This is a genomic window from Clostridium sp. 1001271st1 H5 (assembly GCF_005845215.1).
Taxonomy (GTDB): domain Bacteria; phylum Bacillota; class Clostridia; order Lachnospirales; family Lachnospiraceae; genus Enterocloster.
In genome coordinates this window covers 18,451-43,765 of sequence record NZ_SPHO01000033.1, presented here as the reverse complement: position 1 = coordinate 43,765, position 25,315 = coordinate 18,451, and the positions used below count along the sequence as shown (strand labels likewise).

Here is a 25,315-nt window from a genome sequence, read left to right as displayed (position 1 = left end):
GCAGGCAGACGGGTTGGCTGCCCTGTCCAGATGCAATGTCTGGACAAGCTTCGGGAAGTAGTGTCGAATAGAAGCAACAAACAAAGTTGGAAAGAAGGTGATTTCAATGCCAGACCATGCAGCCGCCGGTTTAAATCGGCTGCATGGATGTGGCATTGAGCAGGGAGGAAGAGAGTACGGAGTAGATTAGGTCACAAACATCATAAGGGAAAAAGCAGAAGAAAGGGGGTATGGATGATGTATAGAGGTGATATGTATTATGCAGATTTAAGCCCGGTAGTAGGATGTGAACAGGGAGGGGTACGCCCGGTACTTATCATCCAAAATAATGTTGGGAACCGTTACAGTCCCACCGTCATTGTTGCTGCTATCACAAGCCGGATGGACAAGCATCCATTGCCAACCCATGTGGCAATCAGCACGAAATATGGTTTGCAGAAAAATTCGATGATTCTGCTGGAGCAGGTCCGTACTATTGATAAATCGAGATTGAAGGAGTACATAGGCCACCTGGATAGCAGGGATATGAGAGCAGTTAATATATCTTTGAAAATCAGTTTGGATGTGGAACCGGAATTTGACCGGATATTCCTGGAGGAAAGAGAAAAACAGAGTATGGTAATAATGTAAATCAAATGAAAAAAATCATCTTAATATAAAACGGCATGGTTTTGACTTTATATGGCACGATTAAATATGACCCTTTATTGAAGGAGGACTCAAATATAATTTGCTTATAGCTTAAAAATGAAGCTGTGCCAGATTGGAACAGCTTCATAAGATGTAATAGGACATACCGATATTTTCATAACATAAAGTGACTGGTATTTATCGAAGGGAGAGCGTGAGTGAAAAGGAACTGCGTTCAGAAGGTTATTGTCCATTTTCCTGACAAAATGGATTTTCACGCACTTTCCGATAAAATTAATGAGTTCCATTTAGAGGTGGTGGAACGCAGGCTAAACAGTTCTAATCTAACGACCGATGAAAAAATAGCCGTCATTGATAAAATACTGGATAACCTAAAATCACGTGAGTTTGATGGAATCATCAAATAAGTGTTTGTGAAGCCGCCATATATTGTAAGGCGGCTTTGCTTGCTTTTGTTCCCAGCTGCGAAGAGTAAGAAGTTTTACGCCCATAAGCTGTGCAAGCTCCTGTTGTGTGGCATGGTTCTCTTTACGATAGGCCTTCAGTTTTAAAGCCCAATCACCAAAGCCATATATTGGTACAGTTAATTCGGCTGTTTCTTCATTGTCAGCGCCGAGGAACAATTTTGTTTCCCTTTGTATGGTGGCGGAAACCTTCCGTTGCAGGGCACAAAGTTATTGGTTATCATGGCGATGAGCCGTTCCCTGGGGGAATCAATGATACGGCAGCCCACGATGCCCGCCGCGTTGCACCCGAATCCCATACACATGGTCAAAGCCTGTTTGCCGCAGGCATGGCAGCTCTTAAAGGGTTTATCCAGATTATAGGCAATCCTGGGAAGGTAACCCGAATCCTCCAGCAGGGTAAACAGGGGGAAGAAGATAGCCATAGGCGGCAGCATGACCGAGACAACCCAGGCCAGGACACGGTAAACGCCCAGTATCAGCAGACCGTGAAGCCATTGGGGCGCGCCCATGGCCATGAAGGCTTTGGTGAGCTGGTCCTGGAGACGGAACAGGGCGTCCGCCAGCATCTGGGAGGGGTAATTGGCTCCTGTGATGGTCAGCCAGAATACCACGGCCAGCATGCCTATCATGACAGGATAGCCTGTGAACCGGCTGGTCAGAATCTTATCCAGTTTCCGGTCCCCTTCGTTGTAGCCGCTTTTGTGGAACTGGACCGTATCACGGCATATTTTTTCCGCTGACGCCACCAGGGCAGCCACAATGCGGTCTTTCAGGATTTCATTGGTAATGCCGTATTTGACCAGATGTTCTCTGGCCTGCGACAGGGCAAGGTTTACCTCGGGTACATCCAGTATGTCCTCACCCAGATATTCCCTTAATTCCTTCATGAGGGACGGGTCACTGTCCAGGAGCTTTAAGGTAAGCCAGCGGGAATTGACCTTTCCCTCCACCCTGTCCTTTACAGCAGGCTCCGCCATGGCAATGGCCTGTTCAATGATAGGAGAGTACTCCACCTGATAGGGGGAGGCGGTCCGGGTACCTTCCACCAGGTCATCCAGCTGTTTCATCAGCTGGTCAAGGCTGCGCTTTTTTCTGGCAATTGTGCCGGCCACCGGTACGCCCAGCTTTTCAGACAGTCCCTTCAGGTCGATGGTAATATTCTTGCGGACAGCTTCATCCATCAGGTTTACACATACCAGGACGCGGTCCGATATTTCCATGGTCTGCAGCACCAGGTTTAAGTTGCGCTCCAGACAGGTGGCGTCACATACAACCACAACCCCGTCGCTTCCGCCAAAACAGATGAAGTTGCGGGCCACTTCCTCCTCGGCGGAGTGGGCCATAAGGGAATAGGTGCCGGGAATGTCCACCAGCACATAGCTGTGTTCCTTTGTCTTACAGTAGCCCTGGGCATTGGTCACGGTTTTTCCCGGCCAGTTCCCGGTATGCTGGTTCATTCCTGTGAGATTGTTGAAAAGGGTGCTTTTACCTACGTTGGGGTTGCCTGCTATGGCGATTATTTTATCGTCAGGTGTCTGTTTTTTTATCTCCAGTCCGGAATCCACAGCTCCCATTCCGACGGATTGTTTGGTCAGACCCATTTTAATACTCCTTTTTTCTTTTTTTATATTAGGCAATTCTGCATCTGACCGGAATCAGATGATGTTTCTTAAATCCGCAGTTTTTGGGGGCGGCTCACAGGCTGGTGCTGGTGCAGCCCTCCATTGCTTCCTGTTGGCTGAAGCCAGTGCAGGGCTGGACCAGAATCCCGCGGCAGTCCTCTGACCGGATGGCGATGACAGCACCCCGGATCAGGTAGGCGCATGGGTCGCCCAGAGGGCTTTGCCCCAGGCATTCCACCTCCGTGTTTTCCACCAGGCCGATATCCAGGAGACGTCTGCGGATGCTGCCTGTGGAAGTAAGCTCTTTTACCCGCGCCCGGTTCCCGGGTTTTATATCGTTCAAACTTAGAAATTCTTTCATAATTACAATACCTCGCAATAGATTTAGGATAGGGAAACTTTTTCTTACTCATATAGTATTGCAGGAGGGACACTTTGGTTACTGAAAAAGATGGATTCTATACCATGAAAGGATATGAGCGCTCCGGTTCCGAGGAAATGACCTCATCCATGGAGGATTATCTGGAGATGGTGTGCAGAATGGAGGAAGAGGGGGAACCCATCCGTGTCAGCTCCCTGGCTGCCAGCCTTCATGTAAGACCCTCATCCGCCTCAAAGATGCTGGATAATCTGAGAAAAGCCGGGTATATTGATTTTAAAAAGTACGGCTCCATCATGATGACGGATAAGGGATACCAGGAGGGCAGATACCTTCTGCACCGGCACCAGGTGCTTCAGGACTTTTTCTGCGCCCTTAACCACACGGAGGATGAACTGGAGCTGGTGGAGAAAATTGAGCATTTCATCAATCACAGGACTGTGGAAAATATGGAGCAGACCCTCTCTTTCCTGCGGCATAAGAATGATATTACTGGAAATATGGGATAAAGTATTGTATAATGTGTAATATGCAAAATGATAAAAGGAGAGACATTATGAACGATGATAACTATGTAGAGTGGCTTGTGAAGAGAAAATCTCCGGCATATGCTGTTCCTGTAAAGATTTTAATGATTGCGGTCTGTATTTTCTCCGTGCTTTCCGCACTTCAGACCGTGTTTGGCGTAATTGTCATGACCATAGCAGGTGCGGCCACCTATTTTGTGTTTCTGAACCTGAGCGTGGAATTTGAATATCTGTTTGCGGAAGGCGGCCTGTCGGTGGACCGTATCTTGGGAAAGGCAAAGAGAAAAAAGATATTTGACTGTGAGAAGGACGACATCCAGATTGTGGCTCCGGCTGATTCCTTTGTGCTTAAGGATTATGAGAAGCAGGGCATGAAGATAAAGGATTTTTCATCAGGCATGCGGGATGCCAAGGTGTATGCCCTCATATATCAGAAGGGACCGGACCATTTCAAGGTACTGTTTGAACCCAATGAGAGAATGATAGGAGCCATGCGCAGGACATTTCCGCGCAAGCTTGTGATGTAATGTCATATACGTCTGGCTGGGAGAAAACGGGCCGTCGGGGACAGCAAATCAGCTGCCCCGGCGGCCCGTATTATGTTTGGCCATTGTGTGCCCTATTGTGTGCCCTATTTCAGGTTTTCGCCGCTCAGCATGAATTCAATCAGACGGTCCATGTCCTCCTTTTCATGCACCACTAACTCCAGCTCCTTGATGTATCCGTTGGAACACATATTGGCAATGGAGAGATATTGGGTCAGCTTTGACTTAAGGTTAATCCGGTCGCCTTCCTGGGATACCAGCTCGATTTTTCCCTTACACTGGTCCACTGCTTCAAAAAATGCTTTTACATCTGAGATATTTTCCAGTTTCATACAAGAACCCTCCGTTCTGTTGGCTTGTACTGCGCAGCGCAGCACTTTGTTTATAGAATATAACCAGTATATCAATGGGAAATAAAGATAACAATTCGCAAATTGACTAAACATAAACGAAATAAACAGGGGGCGGATGTGTATTAGCCACAAAAATAAATTAAAAATTAAAAATTTAATATTGCATTATTTCATTTTATCCTTTATAATGATAGTACGAGCAAAGGAGCTGTTGAGATGAGGGTAAAAAAGAATTTAGATAAGATTATCTATGACCAGATTATTGATAGTTTTATCCTCGGTGAATACAAGATGGATGACGCTATCTCACTTGACGTTTTATGCGAGAAGTATGAAGTCAGCAGGACGCCGGTGGTTCAGGCGGTGAAGCTTTTGGTCAATGACGGAGTCCTGGAAAAGCTCAGCAACGGGCGTGTGGTGGTCCCCACCTTTGACCAGAACCAGATTAAGAATATCTGCGATGTAAGGCTGATGATTGAAAAGCATGCCATTGAGCATTTCCTTTCTGAGGCCGGAGACCCATCCTCATTGATTGACCAGTTGGAGATTTGCGCCAAAAAGTGTGAGGAGTATCTGGATAAGGGGGATTTCCTGGAACTGTCCAAGACAGACCTGAGATTTCACCGGGTCCTGGTATCCGGGGCAAGGAATGAGTACTTATCGGAGCTGTATAAGAGGATACAGGGACAGTTCCTGGTGGCCAATTACCTTGTGCTGCCGCTGCGAAACAGGAATTTCCGTTCCACGGTGGATGACCATTATAAGCTGTTGGAATATTTAAGGAATAAGGATGTGGAGCAGTCTGAGCAGATGATTGCCGGCCATATAAACAACATATTTTACATCATCACCAACCAGAAGCAGTAAGAAGAAGCAGTAACGGATGTAATTAAAACAATAATCGAATTATAAAGCTTGCGGTTAAGCTAAGAATCAGGCAATCCATGTTTCATGCATTTATATCATGCGTTCATGGGCTGCCCGGCACTTAGTTTGATAAAGTGTACTCTCAAATAAAAAATTTTAATTTTTAATTTATTATTTTGCCATAACAAATTAAAAATTGCGTTAAAAGGAGAGGACAAAGATGTTTGAAGGTAAACACATTCAGGTAGGAGCTGGACGTTATATCCAGTGCCACGGCGCACTTAAGCGCGCGGGAGAGGAGATGGTATGTTTCGGTAAGAAGGCTTACCTGCTGTATGGGGACCAGGTGGTGAGGGGGAAGACCTGCCAGGTGCTGGAGGAAAGTCTGAGGCAGGCCGGAATTACATTCCAGTGGGAGATATTTGAGGGACCTTCCACTGAGAAGAGTTTCGGGGAGGTGGCTGCCAGGGTCAGGGAATCAGGGGCTGAAATTGTGGCAGGAATCGGGGGCGGCCGCATCATAGACATTGCCAAGGCAGCCGGAGACATGGCAGGCGCCAGCATCTTTACCATACCCACATCCGCAGCCACATGTGCGGCTTACGCTGTGCTGTATGTGGTATACGGCGAGGACGGGAATGTGGACCACAGCGGTTTCCTGAACCATGAAATCAGCGGGGTTATCGTGGACATGGATTTGGTGGTCAATGATTGTCCAAGGCGTTATTTTGTGTCGGGCATTGTGGACGCCATGGCGAAGAAACCGGAATTCAGCTTCACCATGTCCCACCTGAAGGACGAAGGCATGATTGCCACCTCGGAGATAGCCACAAAGATTGCGGATTTCACCTACAGTAAATATATGAGGGATACCAGACAGGCCCTTAAGGATTTCGATGACAAGAAGGACAGCATGCTCATAGACGACATGGTGAACATGAATATCATGCTGACAGGCATGGTATCGGACCTGTCCACAGGAGGCAAGCAGCTGGCTGTTGCACATAATTTTTATGACGCGGTCTGCTATATGCACAAGGACGTGAGAAAAAACTATCTTCACGGGGAAATCGTCGCCATGGCCCTGCCCCTCCAGCTGGCTGTCAACGGAAGACCGGAGGAAGAAATTGAAGAACTGAAGGCATTTCTCAGGGAGGCAGGGATACCTGTCAGCATAAGGGAAGCGGGGGTGCCGGAAGAGGGACTGGAGGAGCTGATTGCATATGTGCACCGGGTAACGATTCCCGATGACATGGAACTTCTGGAACAAATCCGGGATGGCTTTAAGTATATTATGTAACTAAAAAAAGTAAAAATAAAAAGTAAAGGAGAAGGTATTATGTTAAAGAAATGGGCAGCAATTGCGTTAAGTGTAAGCTTGGCTTTGTCACTGGCAGCGTGCGGAGGACAGCAGGGGGCGTCTTCCGGCAGCGCAGGTTCCCAGGCAGGGGATACCCAGGCAGGTTCCGGCGGGGAGGCTTCTGCGGATGAGGGCGATGTCATTAAGATTGGCCTTATTTCCATGATGACAGGGGATAATCCGCTGAACGGGGAGCGCATGAACCAGGGAGTGCAGATGGCTGTGGATGAGTACAATGCAGCCGGAGGAATCAATGGAAAGCAGATAGAGCTGACCATTGTGGATGACCAGACACTCCAGGACATGGCCGTGACCTGTGCCAATAAGCTGATTGGCGAAGGCGTGGTGGGTATTGTTGGTCCCCACAGAAGCACCAATGCACTGGCAGTTGAAGCAGTGGTAAAGCAGGCAGGGGTGGCCACCTTCACAGGCGGAACCACACCGCAAATCAGTACCCTGGACAATGATTATCTGTTCCGCTGCAGGGCTTCCGACAGTATTTTCGCAGAGGCAGCGGCAGCCTACGCAAAGGAGCTTGGCTGCAAGAAGCTGGGACTGTTCTTTAACAATGACGACTTTGGAACAGGCGCAGAGGGTGTTATCAAGCAGTACTGCGCGGACAACGGAATGGAGTATGTGGAAGAAGGACATAACACGGGAGACAAGGACTTTACGCCTCAGGTCATGAAGATGAAGGATGCAGGCGTGGACACGGTTATTATATGGACTCACGACGCCGAGCTGGCCATTCATGCACGTCAGATATACGAGCTGGGACTGGATGTAAAGGTAGTGTCGTCTCCGGGCGTTACCATGCAGCAGGTAATTGACATGTGCAAGGCAGAGTACATAGAAGGATGGTACGGAGTGACGGATTATGTGTCCACCAGCGACGACCCAACCCTTGTTTCCTTTAAGGAAAATTTTGAGAAAAAGTATGAGATTGAACCGGAATTATACGCAGCATCCTATTACGGCGGTGCAGTGGCCCTTCTGGAGGGAATCAAAGCAGCAGGGACAACGGACCGCAAGGCTGTTATGGAAGCGGTCAAGGGACTTAAGGATTTAAATGTGCCGGTGGGAGTCATTACCTGCGATGAGAACAATGACTTGGTCCACAACATCAATGTGGCACAGATTGAGAACAAGGTTCCGAAGTTCATCAAGGCTGTTTCTGTGGAATAGTTTCTGACTGATAGAGGACAGGGGCCGGACCTGGCCTGAATCCAAATCCGGTCCCTGTCATGACGAAAAGGAGGTAAATGATGGGCACTATACTTCAGCTACTGATAAGCGGTATTGCCATGGGATTCATCTATGCCCTGGTTGCCATCGAGTATACCCTGATATGGAATTCCACAGGACTGCTTAACTTCAGCCATGATAAAATCATCACCGTAGGGGCGTATATTTTTGCCGCCACCTTCATCATCAAGTTCAACATGAACAAGCCACTGGCCATTGTGCTGACTTTCATGCTCATGGGAATCCTGGGCTCTGTAATCGCTTCCGGCATCTTTAATCCGCTGCGGCACATGCGTTCCAATATCTTTGCCGTCATGGGAACCATGATGCTGGGCCGGATTCTGGCAGAGGCCATCCGCCTTATATATGGTCCCGTTCCCTTTACCATAGAGAACTGGCTCAGCGGAACCATTAAGATTGGTACGCTTATGGTCACAAAGGCCAATGTCATCATATGCGTGGTGGCTATCCTGGTGGTGGCAGCCCTTCAGCTGTTTATGAATTTTACGAAAATAGGCAAGGCCATGCGCTGTGTGGCCCAGAATAAGAAGGCAGCTGCCCTGATGGGCATCAATGTGGCCCAGAATATCTGCGTGACAACAGCGGTCAGCGCCATCATATGCAGCGTTATAGGAATGTTAATCATACCCTTGTTCAACATATCCACCACCATGGCGGCCAGCATAGGCCTTAAAGGCTTTTCAGCCGGAGTCATCGGAGGATTCGGATATCTGCCGGGCGCCATCCTGGGCGGTCTGTTCATCGGCGTGGTGGAAAACCTGGCGGTGGTGGTTCTTCCGGCTGTATACAAAGATATTGTGTCATTTGTCCTGTTAATCATATTCCTGCTGGTACATCCCAGCGGATTCTTAGGCAAGAAAGCGTGAAAGGAGTAAGGGAAGATGAAGATGAAACTGAAACTTAAATCACTGCATTTTGCTGTTGGAGCCCTTGTGATTGGCGCTTTTCTGCCGCTGTTCATTAAAAATGATTACTATATGATGGTCCTTAACCGCGTACTCATCAATATCATCGTGGTTTTAGGCCTGAATTTCATCACTGGCCTGACCGGTCAGATGAATCTGGGCACAGCGGGAATCTTTGCGCTGGGAGCCTATTCCTCGGCCCTGTTTACCAGATACACGAATCTGACGCCCTGGCTGGGTCTGATTGTGGCGGTAATCATGGGAATCCTCATCGGCAGGGGACTGGGATATCCCAGCCTGAGAGTCAGGGGTGTGTACCTGTCCCTGACCACCATTGGATTCGGGGAGGTGGTGCGTCTGCTGATTTCCAATACGCCGAAATTCACAGGAGGCACCCAGGGTATCCGCAATATAAGGCCCTATAATATTGGAAGTTTCCAGATTCAAAGCCAGAAGGAAATGTATTACCTGTTTCTGGTATTTACCGCCATTGCCTTTTTTATTGCCTGGCGCATTGCTTACTCCAAGTGGGGGAGAATTTTCAAATCCCTGCGGGACAATGTGGAGGCAGTGGAGATGAGCGGCGTGGACATTGCGTCCTGCAAGATTAAGGCGTTTACCGTGGCCTCCATATTCGGCACCGTGGCAGGAGCCATGTATGCCCACTATATGGGTTACATCAATCCATCCACCTTTAATCTGGACCTGTCCACCAACTATGTGGTCATGCTGATGGTGGGAGGACTGGGGTCCGTGGTGGGAACCATCTTTGGTTCTGCCATTGTCACCATTCTTCCGGAAATGCTGCGTTTTCTGGGCAATTACTATCAAATTGTATTCTGTTCCATCATTCTGCTGGGAGCGATTTTCTTCCCGGACGGCTGGGTGAGCGCGGCAACAGGTCTGTTCATGAAGATGTATCAGAGAATCAGCGGAAAGAGCTATGCAGAAGGCGGTGAATAAGAGAATGGCAAGTCTGTTGAAAGTGACGGAAATCACAAAAAAATTCCAGGGCCTTGTGGCGGTTGACAATGTCAGCATCGACATGAAGGAGCACACCATCCACGCCCTGATTGGACCAAACGGAGCAGGCAAGACCACCACCGTAAACCTGATTACAGGAGTACTGCCCCTGACATCAGGCAAGGTGGAATTTGCGGGAAAAGACATTACCGGCATGACCACCCACGATATTGCCAGGCAGGGAATCGGCAGAACCTTCCAGAATATAAAGGTATTTCCGACCATGACCCTGCTGGAGAATGTAATGGTGGGGGGACACCAGCAGGCGCCCATGGGCATGATGCGTGGAATCTTTGATATCAGAGGCGCCCGGGCGGAGGAAATGAGGCTTAAGGAAAAGGCCGAGGAGGTTCTGAAGCGCATCGGTATGTATGACCTGAGAGGCTCCCTGATGAAGAATCTGCCCTATGGGCGTCAGAAGATATCGGAGATTGGAAGGGCCATGATGAATGACCCTAAACTGATTCTGCTGGATGAGCCTGCGGCCGGCCTTAATCCGTCGGAGCGCGCCGAACTGGTAGAGGTTATCTATAAAGCATATGAGGACGGGTACTCGTTCTTCATGATTGAGCACAACATGGATGTGGTCATGAAAATCAGCGACTACATAACAGTGCTGAGCTTCGGGCGCATGATAGCAGAGGGCACGCCAAAGGAAGTACAGAGCAATGAAGAGGTTATCCGCGCATACCTGGGCAGCCGGTATGTGGAGCAGGATTCCAGATAATCGGAGGGATTCTTATGTTAAAAGTCAATGGGATTGACGCTTATTACGGCGATGTCTGTGCATTGCATGATATTTCCCTTGAAATAGGCGATGACGAAATTATTTCCATCATCGGGTCAAACGGCGCTGGAAAGACCACGCTCATGAACTGTATTGTGGGCTGGGTGAAGGTAAAAAAGGGCAATGTGGAGTTTAACGGTCAGGATATAACCAACCTGCCCACACACAGCATAACCAGAACCGGGGTGGTGCAGATTCCGGAAGGAAGAGAAATTTTTTCCAACATGACAGTTCTGGAAAACCTGGAGATGGGAAGCTACAGCATAAAGCGCTCCAAAAAGGAAATGAATGCAAAGATTGAGGAGATGTATGACTTATTTCCGCGCCTTAAGGAGAGAAGGGGGCAGAAAGCAGGGTCGCTGAGCGGCGGCGAACAGCAGATGTTAGCCATAGCCAGGGGACTGATGGGGGACCCCAAGCTTCTGATGTGTGACGAACCGTCCCTGGGACTGGCTCCCGTGATTGTGGACGATATGTTTGATATTTTTTTAAGAATCAATAAGGAGAAGCATCTGCCAATCCTGATTGTGGAGCAGAACGCCTTCATGGCCCTGGAGGTGTCCAGCCGCTGTTACGTGCTGGAAAACGGACGCATGGTGATTACAGCCTCCAGCGAAGAGCTGGCCAGAAGCGATACCATTAAAAAATCCTATCTGGGCGGATAAAGGGGTGTGCTGCCTTTATCCTGCTGTTGTGGAAGGTGAACAAGAAAATAAAAAATATTTAATTTTTTTGTTGACATTGAACGAAAGATGTGCTAATTTAGAATCAGGCAAAATAATAATTAAAAATATTTAATTTTTTATTTTTAATTTAATATTACATATTAACACAAAACAAATTTTTTATTCCAAGTGTAACTTGGGGGAAAGGGAGAAAGCTATGAAAGTAAAAGACACAATCAAGAAACCTTACGGTATCTGCCCGGCATCCATGACCATCTGGAATGCAGACCAGACTTACAACAAGAAGGGTATGGAGAAGTACCTGACCTGGCTGCTGGACAATGGCGCACAGTCCATCTCCATCTGCGGAAGCACCGGTGAGAACATTGCCATGAATATGGAAGAGCAGAGGGAAATCATCGAGCACGTATCCGGTTTCTTAGGCGGCCAGGTTCCTCTGGTATGCGGTACCGGCAGATACGATACCTTAAATACCATTAAGATGAGCAAGTTCGCACAGGACCACGGCGCCGACTGTGTCATGGTTATCCTTCCATTCTACCTGAATCCGCATAAAAAGGCAGTTATGCAGCATTTCAGGGATTTAAGGGATGCGCTGGATATTGAAATCATGGTTTACAACAATCCATGGTTTGCCGGCTACGAGCTGAGCGTGCAGGAGGTCAAGGAGCTGGTGGATGACGGAACCATACAGTGCATCAAGGCAGCCCACGGCGACCCCAACAGGGTACATGAACTGAAGTTCCACTGCAAGGATGACCTGACTGTATTCTACGGACATGACTACGCTGCCATGGAAGGCCTCCTGGCCGGAGCGGACGGCTGGCTGTCAGGATTCCCGGCCGTGCTTCCGAAGCAGTGCCGCAGACTCCAGGATGCCTGCTTTGCAAAGGACGTGGACGCAGCCATTGCAGCCCAGAACAACATCCAGCCATACATAGATTACTTCTTCTATGATAAGGTCAACGGAGTTCCCCACTGGCAGGAAATCTGCAAGTATACATTACAGGCACAGGGCCTGGATGTAGGTCTGCCGCGCAAGCCGCTTGGCGAGCTGGATGACGCCAACAAGAAGAAAATCGAGAAATTACTTGCAGACATGGAGTAATTGACGAAAATGTAATAGGGTACGGTCATTTATGATATCGGTGCATGTATTGGAAACAGGTGATACATGCACCGATTTTTTAAGGAGAGGGATTTATGAAATGTATTGTTTGCGTTAAGCAGGTGCCGGACACCGCCAATGTGGAAGTGGACCCGGTGACCGGAGTACTGAAGCGGGACGGGACCCAGTCAAAGTTAAATCCGTACGACCTTTATGCAATGGAATCTGCCCTGGAGATGAAGGAGCAGCAGGGAGGCACAGTGGATGTCATCACCATGGGGCCGGGACAGGCAAAGGAGGCATTAAAGGAATGCATGTGCATGGGGGCTGACCGCGCGGGCCTTATCAGCGACAGGAAATTCGCGGGCGCGGACGTGGTGGCTACCAGCTATACCTTATCCCAGGGCATACGCAGAATGGGGGAGTATGACCTGATTCTCTGCGGCAAACAGACCACAGACGGGGACACGGCGCAGGTGGGGCCGGAGGTTGCCCAGTGGCTGGGAATACCCCATGCTTCCAATGTGCTGGAAATCAGGGAAACAGGGCCGGGATGGATACGGGTGCGCATAAATATGGACGGATATGAACAGATACAGACCATGGATTTGCCGTGTCTGATTACACTGGATAAGGATGTGAATACGCCAAGGCTTCCCTCCTACAAACGGGAAAAGGAGCTGCCGGAGGGTTATCTGAGGGAATTTACCCTGCCGGACCTGGAGGACCGGGATGAAAACCACTACGGATTGTCCGGTTCGCCCACCCAGGTGGAGCGCATATTCCCGCCTGAGAAACGTGAGTACAGGGAAATATTCGACGGTATCCCCGGTGAGCTGGCTGATAAGATGTACCATGTGCTGAAAGAGGCAAAGTTTATATAGTTGTAGGACAGAAAGGAGAGAGGATTGTGGCTGAACTGAAGATTCATCAGGAACGGCTGGATGAAGAGGGAATCCGGCAGCTCATTGACATATGCCCCTTTGGCGCCATCAGCTGTAAGGACGGAAGGGTGGAGATTGACTCCGGCTGCAGAATGTGCAGGCTGTGTGTGAAAAAGGGTCCCGCCGGGGCGGTGGAATATCTGGAGTCCCGGGAACAGGAAATGAATAAGGATGAATGGCGGGCGGTTGCCGTGTACGTGGAATACAACGGAAAGGACATCCATCCGGTGACGCTGGAGCTGATTGGAAAGGCCAGGGAACTGGCAGCGGTCACAGGGCATCCGGTGTATGCGCTTTTTATGGGGCATGATGTGGGAGCAAAGGCAAAAGAACTGCTGGCATACGGCGTGGACCGGGTCTTTGTGTATGACAGGAAGGAGCTGGAGCATTTTTCCGTCCTTACATATGCCAATGTATTTGCTGATTTCATAACCAGAATCAGGCCCTCGTCCATTCTGGTGGGAGCCACCAATGCAGGACGTTCCCTGGCGCCCAGGGTGGCGGCGCGGTTTCGTACCGGACTCACAGCAGACTGTACGGTTCTGGAAATGAAGGAAAACACGGACCTGGTGCAGATTCGCCCGGCCTTTGGGGGAAATATTATGGCCCAGATTGTGACTCCCAGGAACCGGCCCCAGTTCTGTACGGTGCGGTATAAAATTTTCTCTGCTCCCTCTGTGACGGAGGAACCAACGGGCGTCATCCAGTCCATGGAGGTGACGGATGACATGATTGACCGGAGAATCAGGGTGGAGGAAATCATACACAAGCCAAAGGAGATTGACATATCCGAGGCAGAGGTGATTGTGGCTGCCGGAAGGGGTGTGAAAAGCCAGGCAGATTTGGAGATGATAAGGGAACTGGCCTCTGCCCTGGATGCCCAGACAGCCTGCACCAGGCCCCTGATTGAATGCGGCTGGTTTGACCCCAGGCGTCAGATTGGCCTCAGCGGCAGGACCGTGAAGCCAAAGCTCATCATTACCGTGGGCATATCCGGGTCCGTACAGTTTGCAGCGGGAATGAGGGGAGCTGACTGCATCATTGCCATTAATAAGGACAGGAAAGCCCCGATTTTTGATATTGCAAACATCGGCTTTGTGGGGGACTGGTATGAGATTCTTCCACGGCTGCTTAAGACGGTTAAGGAGGGTGTATGATGGGATACAGGAAACTGGATGAACAGGACATCGCTTATTTAAAAAGGGTGACAGAGGATGAACGGGTCCTGACCGGCCCGGATATAAGCGAGGATTACAGCCACGACGAGCTGGGAGGCGTGGAGTGTGCTCCCGAGGCCCTTGTACGGGTATTGTCCACCAGGGAGGTTTCGGATATCATGGCTTACGCCAATGGACAGGGAATTCCCGTGGTGACCAGAGGCTCCGGCACCGGCCTGGTGGGGGCGGCTGTGGCCATCCACGGCGGCATTATGCTGGAGACAACGCAGATGAACCATATCCTGGAGCTGGACCGGAAGAACCTTACAGTGACAGTGGAACCGGGTGTGCTATTAATGGACCTGGCCCAGTATGTAGAGGAAAACGGGCTTTTTTATCCGCCGGACCCGGGGGAGAAATCAGCAACCATTGGAGGCAATATAAGCACCAACGCAGGAGGGATGCGGGCTGTAAAATACGGTGTCACAAGGGACTACGTGCGGGCGCTGACAGTGGTGCTTCCCACCGGCCAGGTGGTGGAGTTCGGCGGAAAAACAGTAAAGAACAGTTCCGGCTACAGTCTGCTGAACCTGATGATTGGCTCCGAGGGCACGCTGGGCATCATCACCCAGGCCGTGCTTAAGCTGGTTCCGCTTCCGGGTAAGACAGTGAGCCTGCTTGTGCCGTTTCCGGATATGGAGCAGGCCATTGAGATGGTGCCGGTGATTGTGGAGGCGCAGATACAGGCAACAGCCATTGAGTTCATGGAACGGGGGACCATTCTGTTTGCAGAGGAATACCTGGGCAAACGGTTCCCGGATACCAGAAATGATGCCTATATCCTGCTTACATTTGACGGAAGAAATGCAGAGCAGGTGCAGGCGGAATACCGGGAGGTGGCAGACCTATGTCTGGACCATGGGGCAGTGGACGTGTTCATCGTGGATACGGAGGAGCGAAAACAGAGTGTGTGGAACGCCAGAGGAGCATTTCTGGAAGCAATCAAGGCTTCCACCACCCAGATGGATGAGTGCGATGTGGTGGTGCCCAGGGACCGGGTGGCGGATTTTATCAAATTCACCCATGAAGTTGCAAGAAAACTGAATCTGCGGATTCCAAGCTTTGGCCATGCAGGCGACGGAAACCTCCACGTGTATCTCTGCAGGGATGAACTGGCAGAGGATGAATGGAAGGAAAAGCTGGGCCTTGGATTTGAGATGATGTACGCAAAGGCCAGGGAGTATGGGGGAGCAGTGTCAGGGGAGCACGGCATCGGATATGCCAAGAGGGCGTATCTGAATGAACAGCTGGGGGATGTGCAGATTGGCCTGATGAGGCGGATTAAAAAGGCCTTTGACCCCAATCTGGTTCTGAACCCGGATAAGGTTATCTGATATGGAGCTGGCCTGTACTACCCTGAGACAGATTGCAGTAATGTTTGTCATCATATCCGCAGGTATTCTGTGCAGCCGTTTCGGAGTCATTGACCATGAAAAGAGCAAGACTCTGTCCGCGGTCATACTGAAGGTGGTGACGCCTGCCCTGATTATTTCCTCCTTTCAGACGAAATTTACGGCAGACACAGTCAGGGGACTGTATGGTTCCCTCCTTTTGGGAATTGTCAGCTTTGCTATCTCCATTTTGGTTCCCACCTGGATTGTCAGAAAGAGCAGGGATTACGATTACGTGGTGGCCCGGTTTTCGTGTATGTACCCCAACTGCGGATTCATAGGGATTCCGCTGGCATACGGTGTCTTTGGCCAGGAGGGGGTATTTTACATCAATGCCTTTGCGGCTATCTTCAACCTTCTGGTGTACAGCCATGGTGTATATATCATGAACAGCAGTGATTACTGTTTTTCATGGAAACGCCTGGTGTCCCCCGGCATTGCCGGTGTCATGATCGGCCTGTCCCTGTTTATTATGAGATGGAAGCTTCCCTATGTGGTGCTAAGGCCCATGGAAATGCTGGCGGATATGAATACGCCTCTGGCCATGCTGGTGGCCGGGGTGTCCATGGCGGGAACGGATTTGGCAGGAGTCATCAGGGCTCCCAAGGTGTTCCGGCTGTCCCTGTACAGGCTGGTACTCATACCGGTCCTGTTCATCCTGGCCAGCCGTTTCCTTTTCCTGCCTGAGGTGGTGAGGATGACAGGGGTACTGGCTGCCTCCTGTCCTGCGGCCGCCATCGGCATCCTGTTTTCCCTGCAGTACGGGCGGGATGAGGTGTATGCGTCCCAGGTCTTTGCCATGACCACCATATTGTCCATTGTTACGGTGCCTCTTATGGTGTGGCTGGCTACCTGGCTGTGATGTTCCCGGGGGCGGTGTTCCCGGGGAGTGCTTCTGGCGGTGCTGCTCCTGGCGGCGGTGTTCCCGGAGTTGCTGTTCCCGGGACAGTGCTGCGGGGGGATATTAGGACGGCTGATGGAACCCTATTAGTAAAATCAATGAATATTTCTCCCTGTTTTGGTTTGACAAGCCAGATAAAATTTGCTAGTATAAGATACTAATAAGAAACGGACCGTTCGCGGACTATCAATATTCTGACAAACATATCAAACCAAACACGCAGAAAGAGAGGAAATTTATAATGGGTACAATTATCGGCGAAGGCATAACCTTTGATGATGTGCTTCTGGTACCGGCATTTTCAGAAGTGATTCCCAACCAGGTAGACCTGACCACACATTTGACCAAAAAGATTAAACTGAACATCCCGCTGATGAGCGCCGGCATGGATACGGTTACAGAGCACCGTATGGCCATTGCCATGGCCAGGCAGGGAGGTATCGGTATTATTCATAAGAATATGTCCATTGAAGCCCAGGCAGAGGAAGTGGACCGGGTAAAGCGTTCTGAGAATGGTGTCATCACAGACCCATTTTTCCTTTCGCCGGAGCACACCCTTAAGGATGCCAATGACCTGATGGCAAAATTCCGCATATCCGGTGTGCCCATTACAGAGGGCAAAAAGCTGGTGGGCATCATTACCAACCGTGACCTGAAGTTTGAGGAAGACTTTGACCGCCCCATCAAGGAGTGCATGACCACCAAGAATCTGGTTACTGCCAGGGAGGGCGTTACATTAAAGGAAGCAAAGGCCATCCTGGCCAAGGCAAGGGTGGAGAAGCTGCCAATCGTGGATGACGAGTTCAACCTGAAAGGCCTTATTACCATCAAGGACATTGAGAAGCAGATTAAGTACCCATTGTCCGCAAAGGACGAACAGGGACGCCTTTTGTGCGGCGCTGCCGTAGGCATCACCGCCAATGTGCTGGACCGCGTAGGCGCGCTGGTGGAGGCAAAGGTGGACGTGGTGGTCCTGGATTCAGCCCATGGCCATTCAGCCAATGTTATCCGCTGCGTGAAGATGATTAAGGAGGCGTATCCGGACCTTCAGGTGGTGGCCGGAAATGTGGCCACGGCAGAAGCTACCAGGGCATTGATTGAGGCCGGGGCTGATTCCGTCAAGGTGGGTATCGGACCTGGTTCCATCTGTACCACCCGCGTGGTGGCAGGCATCGGCGTACCGCAGATTACGGCTGTGATGAACTGCTACAGCGTTGCCAAGGAGTACGGCGTGCCCATTATTGCCGACGGAGGAATCAAGTACTCCGGCGATGTGACAAAAGCCATTGCCGCAGGCGGCAGCGTATGTATGATGGGAAGCATCTTTGCGGGATGCGATGAGAGCCCGGGTACCTTTGAGCTGTACCAGGGACGTAAATATAAGGTATACCGCGGCATGGGTTCCATTGCCGCCATGGAAAACGGAAGCAAGGACCGCTATTTCCAGACAGACGCAAAGAAGCTGGTTCCCGAAGGCGTGGAGGGACGCGTGGCTTACAAGGGAATGGTGGAGGATACTGTATTCCAGCTCTTAGGCGGCCTGCGTTCCGGTATGGGCTACTGCGGCGCCCAGGATATCACCACCCTTCAGGAGACAGCGCAGTTCATTAAGATTTCCGCTGCATCCTTAAAGGAGAGCCATCCTCATGATATCCACATTACCAAGGAGGCTCCCAACTATTCCATTGAGGAATAGGAAAGAGTGCCTGGTGATTGAAGCGCAGGAAGAATTGGTTTATAATGATACCCGTCGGAAGAACTCCGGCGGGTATTTTATATGGGAACGGGAGGACGGGGAAATGGAACAAAAAAGCAGATTAACCACACTGTGTTATATCGAACATGAGGGGGCGTATCTGATGCTCCACAGAATCAGCAAGAAGAACGATGTGAATAAGGATAAATGGATTGGGGTTGGCGGGCATTTCGAAGGGGATGAGAGCCCGGAGGACTGTCTGCTCAGGGAGGTGAAGGAAGAAACCGGCCTTACCCTTACCTCCTGGCGGTTCAGGGGACTGGTTACATTCATTGCAGAGGGCTGGGAGACAGAATACATGTGTCTGTACACTGCGGACAAATATGAGGGAAACATGACAGCCTGCAGCGAGGGAGCGCTGGAGTGGGTGAAGAAGGAGGACGTGCTGTCCCTGAATCTGTGGGAGGGGGATAAAATCTTTTTTAAGCTGTTGAATGAGGAGGTACCCTTCTTTTCACTGAAACTGGCATATAAAGGGGACCGTCTGACGGAGGCCGCCCTGAACGGGAAACAGATGGAGCTGTTCGATGTGCTGGATGAGGACGGGAAGAGGACAGGAGTGGTCCGGGAACGGAGCCTGGTCCATATGGACGGGGTCCCTCACGGAACGGCCCATATATGGATTGTAAGGGAGAATGAGGATAAAATATACGACCTTCTGCTGCAGAAGCGGAGCCAGTGCAAGGATTCCTATCCGGGCTGTTATGATATTTCTTCAGCAGGCCATGTCCAGGCCGGAGATGATTTCCTGCCGTCCGCTGTCAGGGAACTGAAGGAGGAGCTGGGAATTGAGGCTGGGGAGGAGGACCTGGAGTTTGCAGGCTGCCACAAGGGATATATGGAAGAGATATTTTACGGAAGGATGTTTAAGGACAGCGAGGTCAGCGCCGTATATGTGTACAGGAAACCAGTGGATGCAGAACATCTCATGCTTCAAAAAGAAGAGGTGGAGAGCGTCATGTGGATGGAGCTTGGCGAGTGCATTGAGGCGGTAAGACATCACAGGATACCCAACTGCATTTACCTGGATGAGCTTGAAATGCTTGAACGGTATCTGAGCGGGAAACAGCGGGGATGACAGTGAACCAGGGGGTGTTGATGGAATGCTTTGGGGCATTTCCGGAATGCATTCTGGCCTGGGGGGGGGGGGGGGATATGGAAAGACAGCATAAGGAACGGCAGCAAATGGTATAGCAGTATAGAGGAAGGGGGATGGTAAGAAAAAATACTTGTCTGCGCAATTAAAGAAAAAATATATTTATCGTAAGTTTATCGTCAGAAATAGATGTTTTTTGTAACCTGGAAGTATGATATAATATCTCTAGTTTTGTTCACAAAAAATGAGTGCCTGCAATATGGGAGAGATATTATGAGACTTAGGAAATGGAAATCATTTTTATGTATATGTACCAGCTGTACCCTGCTTATGAGTACGGCAGCGTCAGCTAATCCAGCAACCATCACGCCTTTGGAGGAAAGCCAGGTATCTTCCTTCCAGTCAGGGGACCAGACCTCCGGCCAGGGGACTGTATCGTCCCATGGGCCAGGCCCGGAATCCGGCAGTGGTGGGGCGGTCATTTCATCAGACGGACCGTCTACTTCCGGGAGTCCGTCTACTTCCGGGAGTCCGTCTTCAACCGGGAGTCCGTCTTCAACCGGCAGCCCATCCCCATCCGGCAGCCCATCCCCATCCGGCAGTCCGTCCCCATCCGGTAATCCGCCGGCAGGACAGACAGCCGGCGGAAACAGCGGGGGAGCAGTATCGCCGGGAGGAGAGACAGCAGGCTCTGCTGCCGGAACCTTTGACCAGACAGCGGCTGCTTCCGTGCAGAAGCCGGAGATAGCATCAGAGGGAGCTGTACTAATGGATGCTGCCACGGGAACCGTCCTGTATTACAAGAATGGAGACAAGCAGTTCTATCCCGCCAGTATCACCAAGCTGATGACAGCACTGCTGGTGGCGGAGAACTGTAATCTGGATGACAAGGTCACATTTTCAGCAACAGCCACCACCAACCTGGAATCGGGTGCCGTGTCCATCAATATGACGGCAGGAGATGTGATGACTGTACGGCAGTGTCTTTACGCCCTGCTCCTCAAATCAGCCAATGAGGTGGGAAATGCCCTTGCGGAGCATGTGGCCGGCAGCAATGCTAAGTTTGCGGACATGATGAACGCCAAGGCAGCGGCCTTAGGATGCACCAATACACATTTTACCAATCCACATGGTCTCAATGATTCCAATCATTACACCACGCCCCATGATATGGCGCTGATTGCAAGGGCGGCATTCCAGAATGATGTGGTAAAGACAGTGGCGTCCACACGTACATACGCACTGCCTGCTACCATAAAGAATCCTTCCGGCCTGACCGTGACAATGGGCCACAAGATGCTGAATCCCAACGATGCCAGATATTATCCGGGGGTCATTGGAGGAAAGACCGGTTATACATCCAAAGCGGGAAATACCCTGGTGACCGCAGTGGAGAAGGACGGGGTCAGACTGATTGCCGTTATCATGAAGAGCAAGTCAACCCATTATACGGATACCAAGGCCTTGTTCGATTACGGATATGAACTGGTGAAGGCAGGTGCTTTAAGCGGGGGAAGTGCAGGAAATGCAGATAACACAAGCAGTTCAAACGGCACAGGTACGCCGGGCGGTTCTTCCGGTACAGGAAATGCCGGTCCGGGAACAACCTCAGCCAGGGGATGGGTCCAGGACAGCAGCGGATGGTACTATGTAAAGGACAATGGGGCCAAGGCTGCTAATGAATGGATTACGGCAGACGGTGTTTCTTACTGGATTGATTCCAACACATATATGGCCAAGGGCTGGCGTCAGGTAGATGGAAAATGGTATTTCCTGCGCTCCAATGGAGCCATGGCCAAGAACCAGTGGGAGAAGGTTGAAGAAAACGGACAGTGGTTTTATCTGGGTGCGGACGGTGCTATGCTGACCAACACCACAACACCGGACGGGTCGCGGGTGGATGAGAGCGGGGCCTGGGTGCAGTAAGCAATGCCGGGATTTGCTGAAGATGAAATTTAGAACGGAAAGGTGTGAAGTAGTATACTTTGCGCCTTTTCTTTTATACCGTATTCCGGTATAATAAATACATTGGTATCATATTGTTCCGGCCGCCCTATGACACGGTGGTCCGGATATAAAGGCTGAAACAGAGGAATAACATGGGAATGCAGGCAGATGTTCTGCAAAGATAAAAATAGGTAAATGTATGTGGATTATGTTGGAGAGAGGAGGACTGCCATGAAGAAAAATACTGCAGCTGTTTTTATGACAGCAGGCCTGCTGTGTGTTTTGCTGTCCGGCTGCCGGACAAGCGGAAAACCAGCCGGTGGAACGCCGGAGGCTTCACCGGAGCCAGGTATCAGCACGGAGCTGACCCATGAGCCGGAGCGCGAGCGTGGTTCAGAGAATAAGCATGGGACAGAGAAGGGGCATGGACCGGGGAGTGGAACGGAGCCGGTACAGGAGGCGGTACGGGAGCCGGAAGCAGAAGAAGGCCTGGTTTCCGCTCTGCCGTATCAGTTTGCCGGAAAATACGGAATTATCCAATCGGAATATCCGATTTACGAACTGGATACTGTGATTGTATCAAAAATGCCCCAAAAAGAAAAGACAATATCCCTGACATCCGCCCTCCATCAAAAGCAGGAACTGCTTGTAAGCATGGTTCTGGATGATGATTCGGAACTACAGAAAATCCCGGCAGGCGGGGAGCCTCCTGCGGATGGTCTGTATCATACATTAAGTGACGGAAGTATGGTTGTTTCTGAGAAATACCAGGATGAGTTATGGAAATCAGGGCAAGGGCTGTTCCTTACAGGTCCCGGTATTCCGGAAGCTGGAATTAAGCCCCTGGAGTCAGGGTATTATAGTTATCCTGCTTACATTGAGGCATATGGCCGCCGGCGTTATATCATCGAAGCAAGGTTTGAGCTGCCATCTGCTCCTGAATCAGGAGATAATTTGTCCGGTTACGCGCTGCAGGTTCTTGATTTTGAAAAACCGCTGGAATTTGGCCTGAAGCGTGTGCCTGAATATGGGACTTTGGAAGAATTAGCGCAACAGGAACAGGGGAGTCTGGACACCCATGACGGTACTTCCATTATCAGCATGGGTGAGCGGGTAGATGAGGGAATCCTGATATCCTGGTATGTGTACAACGAGGACCGTGAGCGGTCTGTCATCATTGGCTACAATCCCATGCGTCAGGAGATTGATATGCCCACCATATCCGGCAACGGGAAACAATATTCAATCAGGGAGCTGACGGCCAATCCCTATTGGGATAATCTGGGACATTACCGGCTGTCCGATATAAAACAATATGGACGGCGTATCAGATGCCTGTTCGGCGTACCCAAGGAGGAGCAGAATGGGCCTTTTCAGATTCATATACCCGGAGTCACGTTTTTAAACAGAGTGGAATCCCAGCCTGTCACGCTGCCTATACCGGAGGATTATGAAGAATTGAACCTGGATATTCCGTGGGAAGACGGTTCTGTGCGAATCCTTGGCATTACCAGGATGAAGGAGCCCCAGATACAAGAGACAGAGGATGTGAAGGGGAATCTTAAGACGACAGAGAGACTGGCAGTTTACATCGATGTGAAGGCGGTGGATGAGGATAAGGACCTGGCGCTGAGGGGCCTGATTTGCCAGAGAAAATTAAGGTGGAGCGGATGGGAAAATGAGAGGTATGACTTTGATGAGAAGGGAAACCTCAGCGGTTTCCGGGTCTTTTACGATGAAGGCGACACAGAGGTAACGCTGAAATTCCATGGTGCGGCGTTTTACTGGAATCAGCCTTATGTGACGGAGATTGCAGGAGAGAACTGAATATAAAACGAAATCCCTTGGGAGCTTACCGGGCTCTCAAGGGATTTTTTAGTAATGGCCTGCTTTATTGAAATCATTTTATGTAATCTCCAACACAGTGGATGACGTGGAAATTTCCTGCATCCTTTCAATGGATAGGGAGAGGCATAAGTGGGAACAGACAGCGCTGTTGTCAAAATCAATTCCTGTCATTTCTGAAATTTTGGCCAGGCGGTAGTACAGGGAGTTTTTATGTATGTTTAGCTGACGGGCCGCCTTCAGCACATCGTTGCCGCAGTCAAGAAAAACCTCCATTGTCTTTTTTAATTCACCTACTTTATTCTGGTCATGGGATTCCAGTATAGCCAGGGCAGGGTGTTTGATGGCAGCCAGTTCAGCAGACGTACCGAAATGGGACAGGACATCATAGAGCACAAAGCGGCCGTAGAAGAAGCATCGTGTCCCGGGAAAGTCTTTTGACTGGCACCATGTCAGGCAGCAGGCAGCCTGGCGGTAAAAGTAGGAAGCGTTTTCCACTCCGCGGAAGGGAAGGCTCAATCCCACTACAAATCCATTTGCTCTGCTGAATTCGTCTATTATACCGGAAAACTGGGCATAGGGAACCCGCTTATCCTGTACCAGTATCAGAATGGTGTCATTATCTGCCAGGACCTTACTTTTCAGAAGATGTTCCAAAGCCTGGATAAGCCTTTGCTGGATGCTTATGAGGACATCCAGATGAGGTACAAAACGCAGGAGTGCAATATAGTAGAGATTGTCCGGAGTGACGCCTGCCTTTTCCAGAAAGACAGCATCAATCTGGGCATCATATCCCTCTCCCTTAATAAGGCGCAGGAGAATGTTATCTTCTGGGCTGTTGCGGTAAGGAGTCACGCCTGAATACCCCATTGCCCGTGACAGAAGTTCCACTAAAATACCTGCGAAATCCAGCATACCCTGAGTCAGGTCCATGTAGTGGCCGATGATGGTGAGAAAGCCAATCAGTTTTTCCTGAAAGAATATGGGCGCATAAATACTTGGATGCGGCAGAAAGTCATAGTGGTGGATAAAGGGTTTGTGCCTGTTTTTCAGGTTCCGCAGAAATATAGGATTGGAAGTAATGGAGGCCACATAGGAAGCTGAGTGGTAACGGTGGGTTACCTGGAAGGTGGATTCATAATCGTCCAATTGGGACATGCGTTCCTGGTTAAAGGCCAGAATCCGGAATCCAGCGTCGTCTATAACAATGGGATTGGTAATGATTTTCTGGCTGATGTCAATCAGTTCCTGGAGGCTTCCTCCTTCTAAGATTTTCCGGTTCATATCCACATACCAGCTGCGGTAGGTCAGAAAACAATCCTGCAGCAATTCCAGTAATTTTCCGCCCTCGCACAGACACAGAATACATTTGTGATGATGAGCCGAGGCTTCCTGGGTTTCCCTGATGGGATGGACAAAGCAGCAGGCCTCGAATGCGTCCGGCGGCTGGAAGGCAGGAGACTCATGGTAGTACAGATAGGAGGGATTGGCATGTATACCGGGATAATACACCCGGATATCAGAGAATCCCACATGGGTATGGATGTGGTCCAGGGTGATTACCTCTTCTTTTGCAATATAATCCAGTATCATATTCAGTGTGACATCCATAAATGGGGACTCCTTTTTACTTACATTGTATCATGTGTGCCGTGTGGAACAATATCTATAT

General features: G+C 50.1%; 23 protein-coding genes and 1 pseudogene. 20 read left to right on the top strand and 4 right to left on the bottom strand.

Going from position 1 to position 25,315, the window contains the following annotated elements; genetic code table 11:
• The first annotated feature begins 234 nt into the window (after window positions 1-234).
• Both FGS84_RS28585 and FGS84_RS28580 read left to right on the top strand, forming a co-directional pair.
• Entirely contained in the window at window positions 235-630 is a 396-nt protein-coding gene (locus tag FGS84_RS28585) for a type II toxin-antitoxin system PemK/MazF family toxin (protein WP_138311587.1), read from the top strand.
• A gap of 218 nt (window positions 631-848) precedes the next feature.
• The gene (locus tag FGS84_RS28580; RefSeq protein WP_138311586.1) at window positions 849-1,058 is read left to right on the top strand and encodes a hypothetical protein; all 210 of its coding nucleotides are present in this window, start codon (window positions 849-851) and stop codon (window positions 1,056-1,058) included.
• A gap of 239 nt (window positions 1,059-1,297) precedes the next feature.
• Here FGS84_RS28580 and FGS84_RS28575 read toward each other — a convergent pair.
• Both FGS84_RS28575 and FGS84_RS28570 read right to left on the bottom strand, forming a co-directional pair.
• Window positions 1,298-2,719: pseudogene (locus tag FGS84_RS28575) on the bottom strand (ferrous iron transporter B); the annotation flags it as partial.
• 94 nt (window positions 2,720-2,813) lie between these two features.
• Window positions 2,814-3,101, bottom strand: a complete 288-nt coding sequence (locus FGS84_RS28570; RefSeq protein WP_138311584.1) for a FeoA family protein — start codon at window positions 3,099-3,101, stop codon at window positions 2,814-2,816.
• Between the two features lie 74 nt (window positions 3,102-3,175).
• Here FGS84_RS28570 and FGS84_RS28565 point away from each other — a divergent pair, with 74 nt between their 5' ends.
• A complete protein-coding gene (locus tag FGS84_RS28565; protein WP_138311583.1) occupies window positions 3,176-3,628 on the top strand; it encodes an iron dependent repressor, metal binding and dimerization domain protein in 453 nt (150 codons plus the stop codon).
• A 47-nt stretch (window positions 3,629-3,675) separates the two neighbouring features.
• The gene (locus FGS84_RS28560) at window positions 3,676-4,173 is read left to right on the top strand and encodes a DUF6106 family protein (RefSeq protein ID WP_138311582.1); all 498 of its coding nucleotides are present in this window, start codon (window positions 3,676-3,678) and stop codon (window positions 4,171-4,173) included.
• Between the two features lie 104 nt (window positions 4,174-4,277).
• Here FGS84_RS28560 and FGS84_RS28555 read toward each other — a convergent pair whose 3' ends face one another.
• Window positions 4,278-4,523, bottom strand: coding sequence for a polya polymerase (locus FGS84_RS28555; protein ID WP_138311581.1), 246 nt, complete (start codon window positions 4,521-4,523; stop codon window positions 4,278-4,280).
• Between the two features lie 237 nt (window positions 4,524-4,760).
• On the opposite strand from FGS84_RS28555, the gene FGS84_RS28550 reads away from it, so the two are divergent.
• The 16 genes from FGS84_RS28550 (at window position 4,761) to FGS84_RS28475 (ending at window position 23,625) form a co-directional block, all read left to right on the top strand.
• Window positions 4,761-5,411: a GntR family transcriptional regulator gene (locus tag FGS84_RS28550; RefSeq protein ID WP_138311580.1), complete on the top strand. Its 651-nt coding sequence runs from the start codon at window positions 4,761-4,763 to the stop codon at window positions 5,409-5,411.
• Window positions 5,412-5,631: 220 nt separating this feature from the next.
• The gene (locus FGS84_RS28545) at window positions 5,632-6,711 is read left to right on the top strand and encodes an iron-containing alcohol dehydrogenase (protein ID WP_138311579.1); all 1,080 of its coding nucleotides are present in this window, start codon (window positions 5,632-5,634) and stop codon (window positions 6,709-6,711) included.
• Window positions 6,712-6,750: 39 nt separating this feature from the next.
• Complete coding sequence (locus FGS84_RS28540; RefSeq protein WP_138311578.1) at window positions 6,751-7,956, top strand: ABC transporter substrate-binding protein; 1,206 nt, start codon at window positions 6,751-6,753, stop codon at window positions 7,954-7,956.
• A gap of 77 nt (window positions 7,957-8,033) precedes the next feature.
• A complete protein-coding gene (locus tag FGS84_RS28535; protein WP_330640787.1) occupies window positions 8,034-8,903 on the top strand; it encodes a branched-chain amino acid ABC transporter permease in 870 nt (289 codons plus the stop codon).
• Window positions 8,904-8,918: 15 nt separating this feature from the next.
• Window positions 8,919-9,905, top strand: coding sequence for a branched-chain amino acid ABC transporter permease (locus tag FGS84_RS28530; RefSeq protein WP_138311577.1), 987 nt, complete (start codon window positions 8,919-8,921; stop codon window positions 9,903-9,905).
• Window positions 9,906-9,909: 4 nt separating this feature from the next.
• A complete protein-coding gene (locus tag FGS84_RS28525; protein ID WP_330640788.1) occupies window positions 9,910-10,692 on the top strand; it encodes an ABC transporter ATP-binding protein in 783 nt (260 codons plus the stop codon).
• Between the two features lie 14 nt (window positions 10,693-10,706).
• Window positions 10,707-11,417 carry an ABC transporter ATP-binding protein gene (locus FGS84_RS28520; protein ID WP_138311575.1) on the top strand — a complete coding sequence of 237 codons (711 nt, stop codon included), beginning with the start codon at window positions 10,707-10,709 and terminating at the stop codon, window positions 11,415-11,417.
• A 217-nt stretch (window positions 11,418-11,634) separates the two neighbouring features.
• Window positions 11,635-12,546: a dihydrodipicolinate synthase family protein gene (locus FGS84_RS28515; protein ID WP_138311574.1), complete on the top strand. Its 912-nt coding sequence runs from the start codon at window positions 11,635-11,637 to the stop codon at window positions 12,544-12,546.
• Window positions 12,547-12,641: 95 nt separating this feature from the next.
• Window positions 12,642-13,430: an electron transfer flavoprotein subunit beta/FixA family protein gene (locus tag FGS84_RS28510; RefSeq protein WP_138311573.1), complete on the top strand. Its 789-nt coding sequence runs from the start codon at window positions 12,642-12,644 to the stop codon at window positions 13,428-13,430.
• A 26-nt stretch (window positions 13,431-13,456) separates the two neighbouring features.
• Window positions 13,457-14,647: an electron transfer flavoprotein subunit alpha gene (locus tag FGS84_RS28505; protein ID WP_138311572.1), complete on the top strand. Its 1,191-nt coding sequence runs from the start codon at window positions 13,457-13,459 to the stop codon at window positions 14,645-14,647.
• On the top strand, window positions 14,647-16,041 hold the full coding sequence (locus FGS84_RS28500) for an FAD-binding oxidoreductase (protein WP_138311588.1): 1,395 nt from the start codon (window positions 14,647-14,649) through the stop codon (window positions 16,039-16,041). The genes FGS84_RS28505 and FGS84_RS28500 overlap by 1 nt, the downstream gene beginning before the upstream one ends.
• A 1-nt stretch (window position 16,042) precedes the next feature.
• Window positions 16,043-16,960 (top strand): AEC family transporter, encoded by a 918-nt coding sequence (locus FGS84_RS28495; protein ID WP_138311571.1) that lies wholly within the window; start codon window positions 16,043-16,045, stop codon window positions 16,958-16,960.
• A gap of 280 nt (window positions 16,961-17,240) precedes the next feature.
• Window positions 17,241-18,695 carry an IMP dehydrogenase gene (gene guaB, locus FGS84_RS28490; RefSeq protein WP_027643718.1) on the top strand — a complete coding sequence of 485 codons (1,455 nt, stop codon included), beginning with the start codon at window positions 17,241-17,243 and terminating at the stop codon, window positions 18,693-18,695.
• Between the two features lie 103 nt (window positions 18,696-18,798).
• Window positions 18,799-19,833, top strand: a complete 1,035-nt coding sequence (locus FGS84_RS28485; protein WP_138311570.1) for an NUDIX domain-containing protein — start codon at window positions 18,799-18,801, stop codon at window positions 19,831-19,833.
• A 291-nt stretch (window positions 19,834-20,124) separates the two neighbouring features.
• Entirely contained in the window at window positions 20,125-21,777 is a 1,653-nt protein-coding gene (locus FGS84_RS28480) for a D-alanyl-D-alanine carboxypeptidase family protein (RefSeq protein WP_138311569.1), read from the top strand.
• Window positions 21,778-22,029: 252 nt separating this feature from the next.
• Window positions 22,030-23,625: a hypothetical protein gene (locus tag FGS84_RS28475; RefSeq protein ID WP_138311568.1), complete on the top strand. Its 1,596-nt coding sequence runs from the start codon at window positions 22,030-22,032 to the stop codon at window positions 23,623-23,625.
• A 78-nt stretch (window positions 23,626-23,703) separates the two neighbouring features.
• Here FGS84_RS28475 and FGS84_RS28470 read toward each other — a convergent pair whose 3' ends face one another.
• The gene (locus FGS84_RS28470; RefSeq protein ID WP_138311567.1) at window positions 23,704-25,254 is read right to left on the bottom strand and encodes a PucR family transcriptional regulator; all 1,551 of its coding nucleotides are present in this window, start codon (window positions 25,252-25,254) and stop codon (window positions 23,704-23,706) included.
• Window positions 25,255-25,315 lie beyond the last annotated feature (61 nt).